Consider the following 18,552-nt stretch of genomic DNA (forward strand, 5'->3'; position numbering starts at 1 on the left):
CGTGTCCCCATAGAAGGAGGAATCGCCGTTCTACAGCTTTTCGTCAGAGACCGCTGTTGGCGCGCCGCTTGTTGTAGACGTCGAAGGCCACGGCGAGCAGCAGCACCAGGCCGCGCACGACCGCCTGCATCGACTGGTTGACCCCCATGAGCTGCATGCCGTTGGCCATGGTGCCCATGATCAGGCCGCCGACGATCGCGCCGACCACCGTGCCGACGCCGCCCGTCACCGCGGCGCCACCGATGAAGGCGGCCGCGATCGCGTCGAGCTCGAACATGTTGCCCGCGGCGGGCTGGGCGCCGTTGGAGCGCGACGAATAGACGATGCCGGCGACGGCCGCGAGGAAGCCCATGTTGACGAAGTTCCAGAAGTTGACCTTCCGGACCTTCACGCCGGACAGCCGGGCGGCCGCGAGGTTGCCACCGATGGCGTACACGTGGCGTCCGAACACCGACTTCTTCGTCAGGGCGCTGTACGACAGGATCAGGATCGCGAGCAGGATCAGGACGATCGGCAGGCCGCGGCTGCGTGCGAGCTGGTAGGCGAAGGCCATCACGACCGCGCCCACCGCCAGGATCTGCAGGCAGAACAGCAGGAGCGTCGGCACGGGCTGGTTGTACTCGACGCGGCGCAGACGCGTCCGGTACGCGTTGACGGCGTAGCCGATCACCGCGATCGCGGCGATGACCAGCGTGAACACGTCGACCCCGTGCCCGCCGAGCAGACCGTTGAGAAACCCGCTGGCGACCTGCTGGTACTCGCGCGGGAACGGCGAGAGCGAGATGTTGTTGAGGACCTGCAGGGTCAGCCCGCGGAAGATCAGCATGCCGGCCAGCGTGACGATGAAGGCCGGGATACCGACGTAGGCGACCCAGAACCCCTGCCAGACACCGACCAGCAACCCGGTCGCGAGCGCGCCGAGGATGCCGACCCACCACGGATAGCCCTGCTGGATCACCAGCACGGCCGACACCGCGCCCGTCAGGGCGACCACGGAGCCGACCGACAGGTCGATGTGGCCGCCGATGATGATGATCACCATCCCGATCGCGAGGATCAGGATGTAGGAGTACTGCAGGACGATGTTGGTGAGGTTGCCGGGGCTCAGCAACACGCCGCTGGTCAGCACCGCGAAGAACCCGACGATCGCCACGAACGCGACGTAGATCCCGCTCTGACGCAGGTTCCCCGTCACGAGCTCCTTCAGGTTGAGTAGTGCCGTCATGGGGTCGCGTCCTTTACCCGCGTCATCAGTTCCATGAGCCGTTCCTGCGTCGCTTCGGCGGCGGGCACCTCGCCCGTGATCCGACCGGCGGACAGGGTGTAGATCCGGTCGCAGATGCCGAGCAGCTCGGGAAGCTCCGACGAGATGACCAGTACGGCCTTCCCGAGTTCGGCCAACCGGTTCATGATCGTGTAGATCTCGTACTTGGCGCCGACGTCGATGCCGCGGGTCGGCTCGTCGAGGATCAGCACCTCGGGGTCGGTGTAGAGCCACTTGCTCAGCACGACCTTTTGCTGGTTGCCGCCGGACAGCTGCCCGACGACCGACAGCACGGACGGGGCGCGGATGTCGAGGTCGCGGCGGTAGCGCTCGGCGACCGCGATCTCCTCGTTGCCGTTCACCCAGCCGTTGGTCGACAACTTTCCCAGCGCCGACGCGCTGATGTTGCGCCGGATGTCCTCGATGAGGTTGAGGCCGTAGACCTTGCGGTCCTCGGTGGCGTAGGCGAGACCGCTGTCGATGGCGGCCCGGACCGTACTGGTGTCGACCTCACGGCCGTGCATGTACACCGTGCCGGTGACGGCGCGCCCGTAGGTACGCCCGAACACACTCATCGCCAGCTCGGTCCGCCCGGCCCCCATCAGCCCGGCCAGCCCGACGATCTCGCCGGCACGCACGACGAGGTTGGCGTCCTGCACGATGACCCGGCCGGCCTGGGTCGGGTGCATGACCGACCAGTCCTCGATGCGGAAGACCTCCTCGCCGGGCGTCGAGGTGCGTTCCGGGTAGAGGTGCTCGAGGTCGCGGCCGACCATGCCGCGGATCATGCGGGCCTGGGTGGAGCCCGGATCGGACATGTCGAGGGTCTCGATCGTCCGACCGTCGCGGATGATGGTCGTGTGGTCGGCGATGGCCTCGAGCTCGTTGAGCTTGTGCGAGATCATGATCGAGGTGATGCCCTCGGCCCTGAGCTGGCGCAGCAGCCCGAGCAGGTGGGCCGAGTCCTGGTCGTTGAGCGCCGCGGTCGGCTCGTCGAGGATCAGCAGCCGGACGTTCTTCGACAGCGCCTTGGCGATCTCCACCAGCTGCTGCTTGCCGACGCCGAGCTGGGCGACCGGCGTGGTGGGGTTCTCGTCCAGGCCGACCCGGGCCAGCAGCTCGCCGGCGGCGCGGTTGGTCTCGTGCCAGTCGATGAAGCCACGGCTGGCCTGCTCGTTGCCCAGGAAGATGTTCTCGGCCACCGACAGGTAGGGCACCAGGGCGAGCTCCTGGTGGATGATCACGATCCCCTTGGCCTCGGAGTCGTTGATCGAGCTCGGGTGCAGCGGCGTCCCGTCGAAGACGATCTCGCCCTCGTAGCTGCCGGCCGGGTAGACGCCCGACAGGACCTTCATGAGCGTGGACTTGCCGGCCCCGTTCTCGCCGCAGATCGCGTGGATCTCGCCGCGCTCGACGTCGAGGTTGACGTCCTCGAGCGCCACGACGCCCGGGAACGTCTTCGTGATCGAGCGCATCTCGAGGATGTGGTCGCTCATGCCCGCCTCCTGGACCGGGGCTCCGGCTGGTGACGCGTGGGGGCGGGCGTGCGCACCGCCCCCACGCGCCCGTCGATCAGGACTGTCCCGACTCGACCTGGTCCTCGGTGTAGTAGCCCGAGTCGACGAGGAGGGGCTGGATGCCGTCGGCGTACACGATGTCCGACTCCAGCAGGTAGGACGGCACGACCTTGACCCCGTTCTCGTAGGTCTCGGTGTCGTTGGCCTCCGGCTCCTCACCTGCCAGGTAGGACTGCGCCGCCGTCACGGCCTGGGCCGCGAGCTTGCGGGTGTCCTTGAAGATCGTGGAGTGCTGGACGTCGTCGGCGATCAGCTTGACCGAGGCGATCTCGGCGTCCTGGCCGCTGACGATGGGCATGCCGTCCGCGATGGTCGGGCCGTAGCCGGCGTTCTGCAGGGCGGTGATGATGCCCCGCGAGATGCCGTCGAACGGCGAGAGCACGCCGTGCAGCTCGGTGTCGCCCGAGTACGCGGCGGTCAGCAGGTCCTCCATGCGCCGCTGGGCCGTCTCCTGGCTCCAGCGCAGCGTGGCGGCCTGCTCGATGTCCATCTGCCCCGACGGGACGGTCAGCGTGCCGTCGTCGAAGTAGGGCTGGAGGGTGTCGATCGCGCCCTGCCAGAAGAAGTGGGCGTTGTTGTCGTCGAGCGAGCCGGCGAACAGCTCCACGTTGAAGGGCCCTTGGGCATCGGCCTCGGTGCCGTCCTCGTTCAACACGCCGAGACCGACGAGCAGCGCGGTCGCCTGCTGGACGCCGACCTGGTAGTTGTCGAAGGTGACGTAGAAGTCGACGTGCTCGCTGTCGCGGATCAGGCGGTCGTAGGAGATGACCGGAATCCCGTTGTCCGCGGCGTTCTGCAACTGCCCGGCCAGGGCGGTGCCGTCGATGGCGGCGATGATCAGCAGGTCCACGCCCTGCGTGATCATCTGGTCGATCTGCTGCGACTGGACCGGGATGTCGTCGCCCGCGTACTGCAGCGACACCTCGTAGCCGGCTTCCTCGAGGCCCTGCTTGACGGCGTTGCCGTCGGCGATCCAGCGCTCGGAGGTCTCGGTCGGCATGGCGACGCCGATCAGGCCGCCCTCGCCACCGCCCTCGGCCTCGCCGCTGGCGGTCTCGCCTTCCACCGTGGCTCCGGTCCCGCCCCCGCCCGCGCCTTCGCCGCCGCAGGCGACGAGGCCGAGCACGAGGGCGAGCCCCACCGCCGTCGTGCGTAGTGTCTTCTTGCGGTTCATCGTCCTGTGCTCCTTGTGGTGCCTGCACGGTCAACCCTCGCGGGCTGGCGCTCCCCTCGACCTGCAGGCGCCGGGCGAGGGCGTCGATCTGGCCGGCGAACGGCCGGAACGGTGTTCGTCGTCTCACATCCCCTGTGCGAGTCGGTGGTAGGCCTGGTTCCAACGCAGCTCGCGGGTGAAGCCGCGCGTGGTCGTGTCCTGGTCGATGACCGCCAACTCCATGCCGGCGATCTCGGCGAGGTCGTCGAAGACGTCCACCCCCAGCGCCGTCGTGAGCACGGTGTGGTGCGCCGCCCCGGCGGTGAGCCAGCACTCCGCGGACGTGGCGAGGTCCGGCCGCGGCTGCCACACGGCGCGGGCCACCGGCAGGTTCGGAAGCTCCGCGTCGGGCGGCACGACGTCCACGACGTTCGCCGTCAGGCGGAACCGTTCGCGCAGGTCGCTCATCGCCACCACGACCCCCGTCCCCGGGTCGGTGTCGAACACCAGCCGCACGGGGTCCTCGCGGCCGCCGATGCCCAGCGGGTGGATCTCCAGGCGTGGCGTGGACGTGGTCAGTGACGGGCAGATCTCGAGCATGTGGGCGCCGAGGATCTTCTCCCGTCCCGGCGTGAGCTCGTAGGTGTAGTCCTCCATCAGCGAGGCACCGCCGGGCAGGCCGTAACCCATCACCTTGGCGGCCCGGACCAGCAGCGCGGTCTTCCAGTCGCCCTCGGCGCCGAATCCGTAGCCGTCGGCCATGAGCCGCTGGACCGCCAGGCCGGGCAGTTGCCGCAGGCCGCCGAGATCCTCGAAGTTGGTGGTGAACGCCCCGAATCCGCCGTCGTCGAGGAAGGCGCGGAGTCCGAGTTCGATGCGGGCGCCGTAGCGCAGCGAGTCGTGACGCTCCCCGTCGGAACGCAGTTCCTTGGCGACCTCGTAGCGTTGCTCGTAGTCCGCGACCAGCGCGTCCACCTCGGCGTCGGTGGCGGCTTCGACCGCCGCCACCAGGTCGTTGACGCCCCAGGTGTTGACCGAGACGCCCAGCTGCAGCTCGGCCTCGGTCTTGTCGCCCTCGGTCACGGCGACGTTGCGCATGTTGTCGCCGAAGCGGGCCAAGCGGAGCTGCTGCAGGGCGTCCCAGCCGGCGGTCGCGCGGGCCCACGAACCCACCTTCGCGCGCACGGCGGCGTGGGTGGCGTGCCCCACCACGGTCTTGCGTCGAACCGACAGGCGCGACGCGACGTACCCGAACTCGCGGTCGCCGTGTGCGGCCTGGTTCAGGTTCATGAAGTCCATGTCGATGGTGGCCCACGGCAACGCCTCGTTGGCCTGCGTGTGCAGGTGCAACAGCGGCTTGCGCAGCGCGTCGAGCCCGACGATCCACATCTTCGCGGGCGAGAAGGTGTGCATCCAGACGATGACGCCGAGGCAGCGGTCGTCGGCGTTGGCGTCCAGCGCCGCACGCCGGATCGCGTCACGATCCTTCAGCACCGGCTTCCAGACGATGCGGACCGGCACCTGCGGCGCGTCGTCGAGGGCGGCGGCGACCTGCTGGGACTGCTCGGCGACCTGCCGGAGCGTCTCCTCGCCGTACAGGTCCTGGCTCCCGGTCAGGAACCAGATCTCGCGGCCCGCGAACGGGTCCTTCATACGTGTGACTCCTCGGCACGCTCGTCGCGCTGGCCGTAGACGTTCTGGTAGCGGTCGTGGAGCCGGTCGATGTCCGGCCCCGCGATCGGCACGGGGGTGCCCAGCTGCCGGGACAGGTGCACGGTGCGGGCGACGTCCTCGCACATCACGGCGGCTTTCACCGCGGACCTGGCGTCCTTGCCGACGGTGAACGGCCCGTGGTTCTGCATCAGCACCGCCGGCGAGCGCGAGCCCCGCAGCGTCTCGACGATGCCGCGGCCGATCGAGTCGTCACCGATCAGCGCGAACGGCCCGATCGGGATGTCGCCGCCGAACTCGTCGGCCATGGCGGTCAGCACGCACGGCACGGGCTCGGCACGGGCCGCCCAGGCCACCGCGTACGGCGAATGGGTGTGGACCACGCCGCCGACCTCGGGCATGTGCCGGTAGACGTAGGCGTGCGCGGCGGTGTCCGACGAGGGCTGCAGACGGTCGGCCGTGCCGTCCTCGATCTTTCCGCCGTCGAGGTCGCAGACGACCATGCTGGCGGCGTCGAGTTCGTCGTACGAGACCCCCGACGGCTTGATGACGAACAGGTCGGCGCCGGCCACCCGCTCGGACACGTTGCCGGCGGTCCACACGACCAGTCCGTTGCGCGGCAGCTCGGCGTGCAGGGCGGCGACCCGCTCGCGGGTGTCGGCGACGCTGCGCTGCACCTCGCGGTCGAGGTCGGCCAGTCGCAGGGTCATGCCGGCACCTCCGCGGTCGTGGCCGTCGCGGCGGCACGGGCCTCACGACGGATCGTCTTCAGCCGGCGCATGACGTCGTTCTCGCCGCGGCCGAAATAGTCGTGCAGGCGGCTGTACTCGGCGTAGAGCGCGTCGTAGCGCAGCGCGGCGTCCTCGTCGGGCGTGTAGGCGGCCACGACCCGGCGACCCATGACCCGGGCCGCGTCGCGCACGTCGGTGTAGGCGCCGGCGGCGACGGCGGCGTGGATCGCCGACCCGAGCGCCGGCCCCTGCTCCGAGACGATCGTCGACAGCGGCAGGCGGGTGACGTCGGCGTACAGCTGCATCAGGAACCGGTTCTTGAGCAGGCCACCGGCCACGATCAGCTCGGTCACCGGCACACCCGCGTCGGCGAAGGTCTCCACGATCTTGCGGGTGCCGAAGGCGGTCGCCTCGAGCAGTGCCCGATAGACGTCCTCGGGCTTGGTGGTCAGCGTGAGGCCGACGACCAGGCCGGACAGCTCGTGGTCGACGAGGACCGAACGGTTGCCGGAGTGCCAGTCGAGGGCGACCAGTCCGTGGGCGCCGACCGGCTGGGCGGCCGCCTTCTCCGTCAGCAGGTCGTGCAGCGAGCAGCCGCGTGCCTCGGCCTCCGCCGCGTAGGCGGCCGGGACCTGGTGGTCGACGTACCAGGCGAAGACGTCGCCGACGCCGGACTGACCGGCCTCGTAGCCCCAGTAGCCCTCGAGGATGCCGCCGTCGACGACGCCGCAGATGCCCGGTACCGCCGCGAGGCGGTCACCGTTCATGACGTGGCAGGTCGAGGTGCCCATGATGGCGACCATCTGCCCCGGTTCGAGCGCGTTGGCCGCGGCCGCGGTGACGTGGGCGTCGACGTTGCCGACCGCGACCGCGATCCCCTCGGGCAACCCGGTCCAGGCCGCCGCCTCGGCGCACAGCTTCCCGGCGGCGTGGCCGAGCTGGCCGATCTCGTGATCGAGCTTGGTGTCGGCGAAGTCGGCGAAGTCGGGGTTCAGTGCGGCGAGGTAGTCGCGCGAGGGGTAGCGGCCGTCCTGGCGGATGCCCTTGTAGCCCGCCGTGCAGGCGTTTCGCACGTAGTGGCCGGTCAGCTGCCAGACGATCCAGTCGGCGGCCTCCACCCAGTGGACCGTCGCGTCGTAGACCTCCGGGTCCTCCTCGAGCAGTTGCAGGCCCTTGGCGAACTCCCACTCCGAGGAGATGGCTCCGCCGTAGCGGTCGATCCAGGACTCGCCGCGCGCGTGGGCGAGCGCCGTGATCCGGTCGGCCTGGCCCTGGGCCGCGTGGTGCTTCCAGAGCTTGACGTAGGCGTGCGGCCGGTCGCGGTAGCCGTCGACCTCGTTGAGCGGCGTGCCGTCTGCCGTGGTGGGCACCATCGTGCAGGCGGTGAAGTCCGTGCCGATGCCGATGACGTCGGCCGGATCGATGCCAGCGGCGGCGACCGCGCCGGGAACGGCGTGGCGAAGCACCTCGACGTAGTCGCCGGGCACCTGCAGGGCCCAGTCCGGCGGCAGGAAGCGGCCGTCACCCGCGTCGAGGCGCTCGTCCATGACCCCGTGGGGGTACGCGTGGACGGCGCTGCCGAGTTCCGCCCCGTCGCGCACGCGCACGACGACCGCGCGGCCGGACAGCGTGCCGAAGTCGACACCGATCACGAACGCATCGCCGCGGTGGGCCACGTGGCGCCCTTCTCTCCCGGGTCGCGACCGGCTCCGCCAGGCCGTCGGTCGCGCCGTTCCACCGGGCAGTTCCCGTTGCCCTGCCCGGATGTTCGCGTTCACATGTTAACGCTAACATTCAGTTCCTGGCAAGGGCCCGGCGAAGTTCCGCACGGGGCCACCCACGGGGCGGCGCCGTCGTGGGTCAGCGTGGCGGGCCGCAGGAGCCGCGCACCACCAGTTCCGGGGCGATCAGGGTCCGCGACGACGGGGCGCCCTCGAGCGCGGCCAGCAGCACCTCGATCGCCCGCTGTCCCACGGCCGCGAACGGTTGGCGCACCGTGGTCATCGGCGGCTCCCAGTACCCCGCGCCGTCGATGTCGTCGAAGCCGACCACCGACACGTCGCCGGGGACGTGCACGCCCGCCTCGTGGAAGGCGCGCACGAGCCCGAGCGCGAGCAGGTCGTTGGCCGCGAAGATCGCCGAGGGCAGCCGTCGCTCGGCGACCAGCCTCCTGCCGATCTCGTAGCCGTCCTCCGGAGCCCACGAGCCGGTGATGATCGGTGGCGCCTCCAGGCCCGCCTCGAGCAGTTCGTCCCGCCAGCCCACGATGCGCGATCTGGCGTCGAACCAGTCGTTCGGGCCGGCGACGTGCAGGATGTCGCGGTGCCCGAGGTCGATCAGATGACGCGTCGCCGTCCGGGCGCCGACCTCCTGGTCGACCGCGACGACGTAGAGGGAGCTGTTCTCCCGCAGGCCGGCGGCGACCATCACCACGGGCAGCGTGGTCGCCAACTCCTTGGCGGCCAGCGCGATCTGTGTCACCGGGGCGACCACGACGATGCCTTCGACGTCGAGTTCGCGGAACGACTCGAGCACACCCTGGATGCTGCCGGTGTCGACGTCGGGCATCATGGCCAGCGTGGTGGCGTAGCCCGCCAGCCGGGCGGCCTGTTCGATCGCCATCGTGGTGCTCGCCGGCCCGAACAGTGCCTCGCCGGGACTGACGACGCCGATGAGCCGCGTGCGGCGGGTGACCAGCGCCCGGGCCGCCGTGTTGCGCACGTAGCCGAGTTGCCGGATCGCCGACTCGACGCGTCGTCGGGTCTCCGGCCGAACCGCCTCGGGCGAGTTCAGCACCCGCGAGACCGTCTGATGGGACACGCCGGCGACCGCGGCGACGTCGGCCATGGAGGGCCGTCGCTCCGGCGGGGTCCCGGCCGACGCACGCACCATGGAAGCTCTCCTGACACCCGGCGAACGAGCCTACTTCGCGTCGACGCACGCAGGCACCACACACCGACTGGGTAGCGTCCGCGGCGCCTCCCGCCGGAAAGTGCCTCCGTGGACCCTCGCTGCACCGTGACGGCCGACGCCGTGCTCTTCGACCTCGACGGCGTGCTCGTGGACTCCACCGCCGCGGTGGAAGGCCACTGGCGCGCCTTCGCGGCCCGCAATCGGCTGGACCCGGTCGCGTTGCTCGAGGACCTCCACGGTCGTCGGATGGTCGACATCATCGCCCGGGCGCTGCCGGAGTTCTCGCCCGGCGAACTGGCCCGCGAGGCCGCCTGGATGGAGGACACCGAGGCCCGCGGCGCCCGCACCGGAACGCGGCCGCAACCGGGTGCGCTGGCGCTCACCCGCGCGCTCGCCGGGCGGCCGTGGGCCGTCGTGACCTCGGGCACCGCGCCGGTGGCGACGGCACGCATGAACGCGGTGGGCCTACCGGCGCCGCCGGTGCTGGTCACCGGTGAGCAGGTCGAGCACGGCAAACCGCATCCCGCGCCCTACCTCCTGGCGGCCGAGCGTCTGGGCGTCGCCGCCCAGGACTGCCTCGTCGTCGAGGACGCCCCCGCCGGGCTCGCCGCCGGCCGGGCGGCCGGCAGCATCACGCTCGCCTTCACGACGTCGCACGCCCCTGCCGAGCTCCATGCCGACCACGTCGCCGCGACCCCCGCCGACGTGGTCGTGGTTCCGGGCGAGCCGCTGACGCTGGCCCTCGACTGCCGCCCGCACTGAATGCCGACCCCTTCGATCCGATCGCAGGAGCCGAGTGTGCGGGAGGGGGCGCCCGTAGGCGCCCCCTCCGCGTGTCGCTCCTCAGGCGATCATCCGCCAGCCGGTCAGTCGAGCGTGTCCAGCAGTTCGCGCAGGGCCTGCGCCACCTGCTCGGCACCCTCGGTCCGCTCCAGCTGACCGGCGAGCCCGGTCAGGGTCGCGACCGCGGCACGCCGCTGCGGACCGGACGAGAACCGCTCCGCCCGCTCCACGAACCGGTCGACCTGCTCCCAGGTCTTCTGGTCGAGCACGCCGGCCCGCAGCGCCTGGTCGTTGTAGGCGCGGGTCACGTTGAAGCTCGGCTGCCATGTGATCGTGGTCTGCATCATGGGCATGTGCTGGTCGTACACCACCTCGTTGGCCGCGGCGATCTCGTTCGCGGTCAACTCGTCGGTCGGCGTCAGGTCGAACACGTCGAAGCCGCGGGCGATCTCCGAACCGTAGATCTGGCCGTTGTACCAGTACCCGGACCAGAAGCCGCCCAGCGTCAGCTGGTTGGCGAAGATCGGCCCACGGTCGAAGTAGCCGATCTCGCGCGGGTTCGCGGTGTCGGTCCAGTCGAACATCGACAGCCCGCCCTGGTACCACGCCTGGATCATGATGTCGCGACCCGGGACGGGCACGATGTTGGCCTGGTGGGCGACGCAGTTCTCGGTGCTCGTCTGCACGGCCGGCATCTTGTAGTAGCTCGCGAACTCGAGCCGCTTGCCCTCCGCCGTGTCGACGATGTCGTAGATCGCATTGGCGCCCCACTCGAGCCGGTCGGTGTCACGGCACCGAGCGCCGCTGCCGCCGCCCCACTCGTCGGTGAACAGCACGGCCGAACCGTCGTTCTTGAAGTTCGCCGAGTGCCAGAACGAGAAGTTGTCGTCCTGGACGTAGGTGATGCGCTCCGGGTTGGCCGGGTCCGAGATGTCGATCAGCAGCCCGTTGCCCATGCAGGCACCGGCGGCCAGGCCGATCTCCGGGTACGCGGTGATGTCGTGGCAGCCGTTGGTGTTGCGGTTCAGCCCGGTGTTCGACGGATGCTGGTTCGGCTCGTTCAGCAGGCCGTTGAGCGCGCCGGTCTCCTCGTCCATGAACAGGCGCGCCTCGTTGATGACCTCGGCCTCCTCCGGCGCGTCGAGGGGCACCTCGATGACCTCGATCTGGTAGCGGCCGGACTCGAAGATCGGCTCCGCGCTCGGACCCGTGTCCACGCAGCCGATCCGGGTCTGGATCGGCGAGTTGTAGCCCGAGTTGTAGACGTACACCGTCGACGGGTCGTTCAGGTCCTCGACGACCCGGTGGGTGTGCGAGCCGCGGCAGGTGCGGACGGCCGCGACCTGTTCCGGTGCGGTGATGTCGGAGATGTCGAAGATGCGCACGCCGACGAACATCTCGGGATCGTTGTTGCCCGTGGTGCCCTGCGTGCCACAGTCGTAGCGGGCACGGGTCTGCTCGACCGAGAAGAACAACAGGTCGCCGTGGACGCTCGGGTCACCCTGCCCGCCAGGACACAGCACCTCGGTCACCAGCTCCGGCGACGAGGGGTCCGAGAGGTCGAAGATCTGGAACCCGGAGAAGTTGCCCTGCACGGCGTAGTGGTCGAAGAACGTGAGGTCCGAGTTCGCCCAGCTGAACGACCCGACGCTGTCCGGATCGAAGAAGCCACCGTCGGGCTTCTGGAACTGCCCGACCAGGTCCATGCCCAGCGACGTCTCCTCGGCGTCGAGGAACCCCGCGTCGAGGCCGACCCGGGGGTCGTCGGTGGTCGGCTCGCCGGTCCCCGGCACGTCGGCCAGTGCGGCGGCCGGCAGCAGGCTCGCGATCATCGCGGCGGACGCGGCGACGCCGAGTATGCGCCTGACCCGCGTCCTGCGGGTCGAGCGAAGTGAACGGTCTCCCATGCGTGATGCTCCCTCCCTGATCCCGATGACCGCGCGACCTGCAGGGCCGGACCTCCGGCGGCGACCCCTGGCGGCCAGGACGCATCTAGTCCGAAGCGCCCAGGTCGAACGTTAGTGGCCGTGGGGTCCGCAGGCCATGCCTTCGTAGCTCGGTCGGGCCATACGCCCGCGGACCGCACGAAAACCCGCCATGCCCCGGGAACGCGAGAAACGGCCCGCCACTGGTGCGTGGCGGGCCGTTCCTGGGTCTCGCGCGCGGGGAGGGATTCGAACCCCCGGCCGCCTGATCCGTAGTCAGGTGCTCTATCCGGACTGAGCTACCCGCGCGTGGCGGAGGCTGAGGGATTCGAACCCTCGAGGGCCGTGAACGACCCAACGGGATTAGCAATCCCGCGCCATAGACCAGACTAGGCGAAGCCTCCAGGCGCCCGCGAACCGGGGTGGCCCGGCGCGCGGCTCGCGCAGGGTAGCAACGGATGCCGGGTACTGCGATCCGAGGGCGGTCGAGCCTCGCCGACGGCCGGCACCTTTCGAGACACGCGGCCGGGGAGATCGGCGCGAAGGGTCGTCGTCGGGCGGGAAACCGGGCATCTACGCTCGGGGCGTCCGACGCTCGGGTTCTCGTGCATGCCGTCACCCGCCGTGTGATCGACCGCACGCCCCGCCGCCTGCGGCCGGGAGTGCACCTCGTGGTGTCCACGGCGGACCGCGCGGTCGGCGAACGCCTGCCCGGCCTGGCGGCCGAGGTCGCGTTCTGGACGGTCCTGTCGCTTCCGGCGCTGCTGCTGACCGTGCTGGCCGCCGGGACCGTGTTCGGCGGCGCGGTGGCCGACGACTGGCGGATGACGCTCATCGACCGGCTCACCGAGGTGGCGACCGTCGCGCTCACCAGCCAGACGATCGACACCGTCGTCCGCCCGGTGCTGGAACAACTCGTCCAGGAGGGCGGCGTCGGGCTGGCCTCCACCGCCTTCGTCGCCACGCTGTGGGTGGCGTCGCGCGCCGTGAAGGTCGTCGTGACCGCGCTGACGATCGTCTACGACCGCCCCGGCCAGCGGGCGGCCTGGCAGACCCGGCTGCTCGGTCTCGGCCTGACGCTCGGCGCCCTGGTCGTGGGAACGGTGCTGCTGCCGCTGCTGCTGGCGGGCCCGAACTTCGGCGAGCAACTGTCGACCTGGCTCGGCGGGGAGATCCCGGGCGTCGCGCAGATCTGGCGCCTGGCGTACTGGCCGGCCACGGTCGTCGCGGCGGCGCTCGCCCTCACGGTCCTCTACCACCTCGCCGTGCCGGGCTCCACGCCGTGGCGGCGCGACCTGCCCGGCGCCGCCCTGGCGACCCTCGTGTGGCTGCTGGGCAGCGGCGCCCTGCGCCTGTACGGAACCTGGGTCATGGACGGTGACACCGTCTACGGCCCGCTGGCCGGCCCGATCGTCGGGTTGCTGTGGTTGTGGCTCACCGGCTTCGCCGTCCTGCTCGGCGGCGCACTCAACGCCCAGATCGAGCACCTGTGGCCCGTCGACGGCGGCCAACCCATCCGGCTGCGTACGGCCGACGTCCCGGCCGCCGCGCCCGTACCCGTCGCGTCCGGCACCGACGAGTCATCCGGAGTCGGCCCCGGTGAGCGTGACGGGCCGACGCCACCCGCAGCCCCGTCGGCGTCCGATGGCGACGACGAACCCGCGCTGCCGGCCGTGCGCCCGCGCCGCCGTCCCACCCGGTGAGCCCACCGGGCTGCATGCCGGCGGCGGGCCGCGGGTCGTGACCAGTGGGAACGGCGGAGGGTGGGGGATTCGAACCCCCGGGACGCGCGAGGCGCCCGCCGGTTTTCAAGACCGGTGCATTCGTCCGCTCTGCCAACCCTCCAGTGGCCCAGAACGCTACCGCACGCCTCGCCGAGCCCGCCCGAGCAGGACGGTCGGCAGCAAGGACCCGCGGACCTTCGGGTGGCCCCCGCGAACCGTCACGAGATCTCGCCGGTCCACGTGACCCGGCGACCTCGAAACCTCTTCGTGGGGGGTGGTGGGCGACCACGGCCGTCCCCACGTCTGTCGAGAGGAGGAGAGCCCGATGAGTCCATCCCTGCCACCGTTGCGCGCCCGCGTGGCCGGCCGCACCGCCCTGATCGTGCTGATGCTGGGAGCCCTGCTCGCCGCGCTGTCGGCGACACCAGCGAGCGCCCAGACCGCAGAACTCCCCGACGTCTTCACCGAGGCCGTCGACAGCCCGACGTCCGACGACGTGGCCGAGGTCGTGGTCGTCCACGGTGTTCCCGGGCTGGTCGTCGACGTCCTCGTCGACGGTGACGCCGCCATCGAGGACTTCCGGTACGGCGACACCGTCGTGACCGAGCTGCCCGCCGGGACCTACGACCTCGGCGTCGCCGCCGCCGGCACCACCACCCCGATCCTCACCCTCGACGACGTCGAGGTGGCCGCCGGCACGAGCTACTCCGTGGTCGCCCACCTCGACGCGGACGGCGACCCGGTCCTGACCCCGTTCACCAACGAGACGGCCGACAGCGGGATCCAGGCCTTCCACGTGGCGGCCTTCCCCGAGGTCGTGCTCCTCAGTGGCCAGAGCGTCCTCGCCGACGACGTCGCCAACGGTGACACCGCCAAGTTCGACCTCCCCGGCGGCGCAGTCGTCGACGACGTCGGCATCGGACTCGCGGGCACCACGGACGCGGCCATCTCGCTCGGCGACGTGACCGTCCCCGACGACACCGTGCTGCTGGTCTACGCGGTGGGCCCCGGCCTCGACTTCCCCGACGTCAGCGCCGACAACGTCCACCGTGACAACATCCTCCTGCTCGCCAACCGGGGCGTGCTGCTGGGATCCGAGGACGGGACGTTCCGTCCCGCGAGGTCGGTGACCCGCGGGCAGCTCGCCTCGATCATGGCGCGCACCGCCGGGCTCGAGCCGGCCACCGGCCCCTACGACTTCGAGGACATCGCTGACAGCGTCCATGCCGGCAACATCCAGGTGCTCGCGGACGCCGGCATCGTCGCCGGGTTCGCGGACGGCACCTTCCGTCCGTCGCAGCCCGTCACCCGTGCCCAGGCCGCATCGCTGATCGGCCGCTGGCTCGAGGTCGACGAGGTGGCCGACGGACCCTTCACCGACGTGCCGGCCGGCGCCGAGCACAGCGGCTACATCAACGCGCTGGCCGCGGCCGGGATCGTCAACGGCCGCACCGACACGACCTTCGAACCGAAGGCGTCGTTGCGACGCGACCAGACCGCCTCGATCATCGGCCGCAGCCTCGACCAGCTGCCCTGACGGGTTGGTGGGTCGGCCGCCGGCGCGGGGGAACCGGCGGCCGACCCGGCCTGGTCAGCTCAGGGCCGGCATCACGCGCTCCGCGATCAGCCGCAGCTGGTCCTGCACGACGGGGACACCCTCGATGCTCTTGCCCGAGAACGTCTCCACGAGCTTCGCGTCGGTGACGGCCGCGATCACGTGGTTGACACCGGTCGGCAGGATGTCGCGCTTGAGTTGCTCGATGCACTCCTCGGGCGTGCCGGCGACCGACAGCTTGGCGGCGATCTCCGGCGAGGTCAGCTCGATCGCGCGGTCGATCTCGCCCTGCCCGAGCGCGTCGAGGATCGGTTGCATCCCCTCACGGCTCAGGCCGTGCCGCTGCAGCTGGCTCTCCGGCATCGACGAGATGTAGAACGCGACCATGATGCGCGCGGCCTGCTTGGCCACCTCGCCGTCCTCGGCGACCGACCAGCACAGCCAGGCGCCGAGGTCGAGCTCCTCGGGGTTGCGGCCGGCCTTCTCCGCCCCGATGCGGAAGTGCTCGGCCACGTAGTCGTAGTTCTCGCGCGAGTACCCGAGCGCATGGTGCAGCCCGTCGGAGATCTCGCCGGCCAGCTCGAACGACTTGGGGCCACCCATGCCGCCGAGCTTGATCGGCACGTGCTCCTGCACCGGCCGTGCGAAGGTGAACAGGCCCGTGTAGTTGAAGAACTCGCCCTCGTGATTGATCACGCCCTCGTCGAGGAAGGTGCGCATGACGTCGTGACCCTCCCGCAGCCGGGCCAGCGGACGCTGCTTCGACCAGTCGATGTGGTACTGCTCGAGCATCCCGAGGTTGCCGAAGCTGACCACCGCCTCGGCGCGACCGTTCGTGAGCTCGTCCAGCGTCGCGAGCTGCTGGGCGAGGATCGTCGGCTCCTTGAGGATCACGTGCGTGACGTTGGGACCCATGCGGATGTTGCGGGTCTTGTCCGCGGCGGCCGCGAACAGCAGCCACATGTCCTTGTGCCACGTCTCGTCGACGCTGTAGGCGGCGTAGAAGCCGAGTTCGTCGGCGGTCTTGATCATGTCGATGCAGTCGTCGAGCGGGTAGTCGGGCAACTGCACGTAGCTGAAGCGGACCATGGCGTGTTCCTTCTCCCTCGGTGGTTCGCCGGCGCCTCGACTCCCGTCCGGGCCGGCGGACGCGGCTCACGCGGGCGTGAGCCGGTCGTCGCTCGCCGGCGGCCGTTCCGTCGGCACATCGCCACGCCGCTCGTCCAGCCGCGGCAGCACCCAGGCGCGCATCAGCGCGGCGTAGACGACGAACGCCACGAAGAACGACGGCAGGCCCGCGGTGATGTAGGGGAACAGCCCGTTGCCGCTGGTCCAGGACAGCGGGTCGAGCGTCCACAGGTAGAACAGCGCACCGGCCCCGGTGGCGACGAGCGCCGCCGGGTTCACCCCGGCCCAGTACCAGTAGCGGCTCTTCGGTCCGGTGACGTACAGGTCGCGCAGGTACCAGGCGTGCCGGCCGCGGCTGACCAGGTAGTAGTCGGCCATCATGATGCCGCCGTACGTACCGGTCAGCAGCGCGATGTAGGCGAGGTAGGTCCCGAACGACTCGAAGACGGTCGGGTTCTCCAACGCAAGCGCCGGGACCGAGCAGATCAGGACCGCCACGCCCCACTTGAGGTTCGGGAAGCGGGTCCGCAGGGTGATCGACATCGGGTAGACCAGCGCCGTCACCGACGACACGTTGGCGACCGCGAACAGCAGCAGGCCGAGCGCCGCCAGGCCGCCGCCGAGGGTCACGATCCACTCGGTGGGGTCGTACAGGTCCAGGGTCAGCGCCAGGAACGCGGAGAAGATGCCGGCGGTGGCGGCCAGCACGCCCCAGCCCCACAGACAGCCGTGGAACGCGCCGGACTCCGAGCGCGACAGGCGCGTCCACTGGCCGTACCAGAACGCCCACGAGAACCCGAGTCCGACGTTGAACTCGATCGCCGACGCGCGGCTCCACGCCACGGTCTCGAACGGTTCGGCCGGCTCGGCGGCGAAGATCTCCGGCAGCCCGAAGCGCGTCAGCACCGACCAGGTGAAGTAGCCCAGCACGAGCAGCAGGAACACCGCCGAGGTGCGGGTGAACCACTTCAGCACCTGCGGGCCGAGGAACGCCACGAACGCGCCGACCGCGGTGGCCAGCATGGCGAACGTGATCGCGCCCGGCGTGCCGGTGACCGCTTCGGGGGCGCCGAAGACCTGCAGGAAGCGGACCGCGCTCTGCCCGAACAGGAACGAGGCGTAGGCGATCCAGCCGAAGCTGGAGCTGATGTAGATCAGCAGCCACACGTCCTTCAGGCGATGCCCGAAGACGGCCGACGAACCCTGCCACTGCTCGACGCCGTAGCGCGCGAACATCACGGCCATGGGCGCGATCAGGACCAGCGGCACCGAGTTGCCGAACAGGATGATCGGCAGCGCCTCACGGGCCGGCACCGTCAGACCGGTGAGGCTGCCGGTCAGGAAGAACCACGCCGCGATGCCGAAGCAGATCTGCACGGCGAGGAAGTCCCAGCCGCCGTAGATGCGCTCGCCGCGTCGCAGCGGCAGCAGGTTGACGTACATCTCCTCGCGGATCGCCTTCGCGCGACCCTCGGTTGCGTGCGCCATCGCTCAGTCTCCCGTGAACGCGATGATCAGCCACAGCACGAACAGCAGGTTCACGCCGAACGCGATCGCGTAGTCGATGCCCCGGATGCGCGGCACCCAGCCGGGGCCGTCCCTGAGCACGTCCGCCTGGTGCTGGAGCTCGAACTGGGCGACGCGTTCCTCGATGTCCTGGCGCAGGTCCTCGGCGATGCCGGGCAGGTTGACCTCGGCGATGTCGTCCGCCATGACGACGACCTCCTCCCGCCTCGATCGGCGGTGGGATCGAGCACGAACGTCGGCGCCGCCCGCCGGCGTCGTGCGGGTTGGTCCGGTGACGTCGGCGCCGCCCGCCGACGCGTCGACTCAGTGCCCGGGGCCGGCGCCGTGCTCGTCGGCGTCGTCACCGAGCAGTTCCGCCGGCAGACCGAGTTCTGCAGCGGACACGACCCGATCGGCGAAGTGCTGGTGCATCCAGGCGAGGTGGTCCCACCTGCTGTCGACGATGCGGTGGGTGTCCCAGGCCGGGATGTGCTGCTGCGGATAGATCTCCATCAGCGCGGGGTCGACCTCGTAGACGTGGTCGAACCGCATGATGACGTCGTGCTTGATGCGCCGGGCCGCGGGCGGCACCTGGGCCGAGAGCCGGAACCCCAACATCGTC

General features: G+C 70.5%; 15 protein-coding genes and 3 tRNA genes. 3 read left to right on the forward strand and 15 right to left on the reverse strand.

Annotation, left to right across the window (positions count from 1 at the left end):
• Nucleotides 1–43 precede the first annotated feature (43 nt).
• From mmsB to ACERM0_RS14290, 7 genes are all read right to left on the reverse strand, one after another.
• Entirely contained in the window at nucleotides 44–1,225 is a 1,182-nt protein-coding gene (gene mmsB / locus ACERM0_RS14260; RefSeq protein ID WP_373679282.1) for a multiple monosaccharide ABC transporter permease, read from the reverse strand.
• Nucleotides 1,222–2,760 carry a multiple monosaccharide ABC transporter ATP-binding protein gene (gene mmsA / locus ACERM0_RS14265; protein ID WP_373679283.1) on the reverse strand — a complete coding sequence of 513 codons (1,539 nt, stop codon included), beginning with the start codon at nucleotides 2,758–2,760 and terminating at the stop codon, nucleotides 1,222–1,224. Before mmsA ends, mmsB begins: the two co-directional genes overlap by 4 nt.
• A 76-nt stretch (nucleotides 2,761–2,836) precedes the next feature.
• Nucleotides 2,837–4,015: a multiple monosaccharide ABC transporter substrate-binding protein gene (chvE, locus tag ACERM0_RS14270; protein WP_373679284.1), complete on the reverse strand. Its 1,179-nt coding sequence runs from the start codon at nucleotides 4,013–4,015 to the stop codon at nucleotides 2,837–2,839.
• Between the two features lie 123 nt (nucleotides 4,016–4,138).
• On the reverse strand, nucleotides 4,139–5,647 hold the full coding sequence (gene araA / locus ACERM0_RS14275) for an L-arabinose isomerase (protein WP_373679285.1): 1,509 nt from the start codon (nucleotides 5,645–5,647) through the stop codon (nucleotides 4,139–4,141).
• On the reverse strand, nucleotides 5,644–6,375 hold the full coding sequence (locus ACERM0_RS14280; protein ID WP_373679286.1) for an L-ribulose-5-phosphate 4-epimerase: 732 nt from the start codon (nucleotides 6,373–6,375) through the stop codon (nucleotides 5,644–5,646). Before ACERM0_RS14280 ends, araA begins: the two co-directional genes overlap by 4 nt.
• Entirely contained in the window at nucleotides 6,372–8,072 is a 1,701-nt protein-coding gene (gene araB, locus ACERM0_RS14285; protein WP_373679287.1) for a ribulokinase, read from the reverse strand. The genes ACERM0_RS14280 and araB overlap by 4 nt, the downstream gene beginning before the upstream one ends.
• Nucleotides 8,073–8,256: 184 nt before the next feature.
• Entirely contained in the window at nucleotides 8,257–9,288 is a 1,032-nt protein-coding gene (locus tag ACERM0_RS14290; protein WP_373679288.1) for a LacI family DNA-binding transcriptional regulator, read from the reverse strand.
• A gap of 126 nt (nucleotides 9,289–9,414) precedes the next feature.
• Between ACERM0_RS14290 and ACERM0_RS14295 the strand changes: the two genes are divergently transcribed.
• Nucleotides 9,415–10,071, forward strand: coding sequence for an HAD-IA family hydrolase (locus ACERM0_RS14295; RefSeq protein WP_373679289.1), 657 nt, complete (start codon nucleotides 9,415–9,417; stop codon nucleotides 10,069–10,071).
• A 104-nt stretch (nucleotides 10,072–10,175) separates the two neighbouring features.
• Here the strand turns inward: ACERM0_RS14295 and ACERM0_RS14300 are convergent, their stop codons facing one another.
• The 3 genes from ACERM0_RS14300 to ACERM0_RS14310 all read right to left on the reverse strand — a co-directional run bounded on the left by ACERM0_RS14300 (nucleotide 10,176) and on the right by ACERM0_RS14310 (nucleotide 12,421).
• Nucleotides 10,176–11,924 carry an LVIVD repeat-containing protein gene (locus ACERM0_RS14300; protein ID WP_373679290.1) on the reverse strand — a complete coding sequence of 583 codons (1,749 nt, stop codon included), beginning with the start codon at nucleotides 11,922–11,924 and terminating at the stop codon, nucleotides 10,176–10,178.
• A gap of 327 nt (nucleotides 11,925–12,251) precedes the next feature.
• Nucleotides 12,252–12,326: transfer RNA gene (locus tag ACERM0_RS14305), tRNA-Arg, on the reverse strand.
• A gap of 1 nt (nucleotide 12,327) precedes the next feature.
• Nucleotides 12,328–12,421: transfer RNA gene (locus ACERM0_RS14310), tRNA-Ser, on the reverse strand.
• 222 nt (nucleotides 12,422–12,643) lie between these two features.
• Here ACERM0_RS14310 and ACERM0_RS14315 point away from each other — a divergent pair.
• Nucleotides 12,644–13,720 carry a YihY/virulence factor BrkB family protein gene (locus tag ACERM0_RS14315; protein WP_373679291.1) on the forward strand — a complete coding sequence of 359 codons (1,077 nt, stop codon included), beginning with the start codon at nucleotides 12,644–12,646 and terminating at the stop codon, nucleotides 13,718–13,720.
• Between the two features lie 54 nt (nucleotides 13,721–13,774).
• Here the strand turns inward: ACERM0_RS14315 and ACERM0_RS14320 are convergent.
• Nucleotides 13,775–13,862 (reverse strand) — tRNA-Ser (locus tag ACERM0_RS14320).
• 204 nt (nucleotides 13,863–14,066) lie between these two features.
• On the opposite strand from ACERM0_RS14320, the gene ACERM0_RS14325 reads away from it, so the two are divergent.
• Entirely contained in the window at nucleotides 14,067–15,278 is a 1,212-nt protein-coding gene (locus tag ACERM0_RS14325) for an S-layer homology domain-containing protein (protein ID WP_373679292.1), read from the forward strand.
• A gap of 54 nt (nucleotides 15,279–15,332) precedes the next feature.
• Here ACERM0_RS14325 and ACERM0_RS14330 read toward each other — a convergent pair whose 3' ends face one another.
• The 4 genes from ACERM0_RS14330 to ACERM0_RS14345 all read right to left on the reverse strand — a co-directional run bounded on the left by ACERM0_RS14330 (nucleotide 15,333) and on the right by ACERM0_RS14345 (nucleotide 18,548).
• The gene (locus ACERM0_RS14330; protein WP_373679293.1) at nucleotides 15,333–16,385 is read right to left on the reverse strand and encodes an LLM class flavin-dependent oxidoreductase; all 1,053 of its coding nucleotides are present in this window, start codon (nucleotides 16,383–16,385) and stop codon (nucleotides 15,333–15,335) included.
• 66 nt (nucleotides 16,386–16,451) lie between these two features.
• Nucleotides 16,452–17,912, reverse strand: a complete 1,461-nt coding sequence (locus ACERM0_RS14335) for a cytosine permease (RefSeq protein WP_373679294.1) — start codon at nucleotides 17,910–17,912, stop codon at nucleotides 16,452–16,454.
• A 3-nt stretch (nucleotides 17,913–17,915) separates the two neighbouring features.
• Complete coding sequence (locus tag ACERM0_RS14340) at nucleotides 17,916–18,137, reverse strand: hypothetical protein (protein WP_373679295.1); 222 nt, start codon at nucleotides 18,135–18,137, stop codon at nucleotides 17,916–17,918.
• 117 nt (nucleotides 18,138–18,254) lie between these two features.
• Nucleotides 18,255–18,548, reverse strand: a complete 294-nt coding sequence (locus ACERM0_RS14345) for a hypothetical protein (RefSeq protein WP_373679296.1) — start codon at nucleotides 18,546–18,548, stop codon at nucleotides 18,255–18,257.
• Nucleotides 18,549–18,552 lie beyond the last annotated feature (4 nt).

Source organism: Egicoccus sp. AB-alg2 (genome assembly GCF_041821065.1).
In the GTDB taxonomy this organism is placed as follows: domain Bacteria; phylum Actinomycetota; class Nitriliruptoria; order Nitriliruptorales; family Nitriliruptoraceae; genus Egicoccus.

Excerpts from the sequence above, each read along its gene's own strand:
- araA (WP_373679285.1), bottom strand. The coding sequence starts at position 5,647 with ATGAAGGACCCGTTCGCGGGCCGCGAGATCTGGTTCCTGACCGGGAGC.
- mmsA (WP_373679283.1), bottom strand. The coding sequence starts at position 2,760 with ATGAGCGACCACATCCTCGAGATGCGCTCGATCACGAAGACGTTCCCG.
- chvE (WP_373679284.1), bottom strand. The coding sequence starts at position 4,015 with ATGAACCGCAAGAAGACACTACGCACGACGGCGGTGGGGCTCGCCCTC.
- ACERM0_RS14290 (WP_373679288.1), bottom strand. The coding sequence starts at position 9,288 with ATGGTGCGTGCGTCGGCCGGGACCCCGCCGGAGCGACGGCCCTCCATG.
- mmsB (WP_373679282.1), bottom strand. The coding sequence starts at position 1,225 with ATGACGGCACTACTCAACCTGAAGGAGCTCGTGACGGGGAACCTGCGT.
- ACERM0_RS14330 (WP_373679293.1), bottom strand. The coding sequence starts at position 16,385 with ATGGTCCGCTTCAGCTACGTGCAGTTGCCCGACTACCCGCTCGACGAC.
- ACERM0_RS14345 (WP_373679296.1), bottom strand. The coding sequence starts at position 18,548 with ATGTTGGGGTTCCGGCTCTCGGCCCAGGTGCCGCCCGCGGCCCGGCGC.
- ACERM0_RS14340 (WP_373679295.1), bottom strand. The coding sequence starts at position 18,137 with ATGGCGGACGACATCGCCGAGGTCAACCTGCCCGGCATCGCCGAGGAC.
- ACERM0_RS14300 (WP_373679290.1), bottom strand. The coding sequence starts at position 11,924 with ATGATCGCGAGCCTGCTGCCGGCCGCCGCACTGGCCGACGTGCCGGGG.
- ACERM0_RS14335 (WP_373679294.1), bottom strand. The coding sequence starts at position 17,912 with ATGGCGCACGCAACCGAGGGTCGCGCGAAGGCGATCCGCGAGGAGATG.
- ACERM0_RS14280 (WP_373679286.1), bottom strand. The coding sequence starts at position 6,375 with ATGACCCTGCGACTGGCCGACCTCGACCGCGAGGTGCAGCGCAGCGTC.
- ACERM0_RS14325 (WP_373679292.1), top strand. The coding sequence starts at position 14,067 with ATGAGTCCATCCCTGCCACCGTTGCGCGCCCGCGTGGCCGGCCGCACC.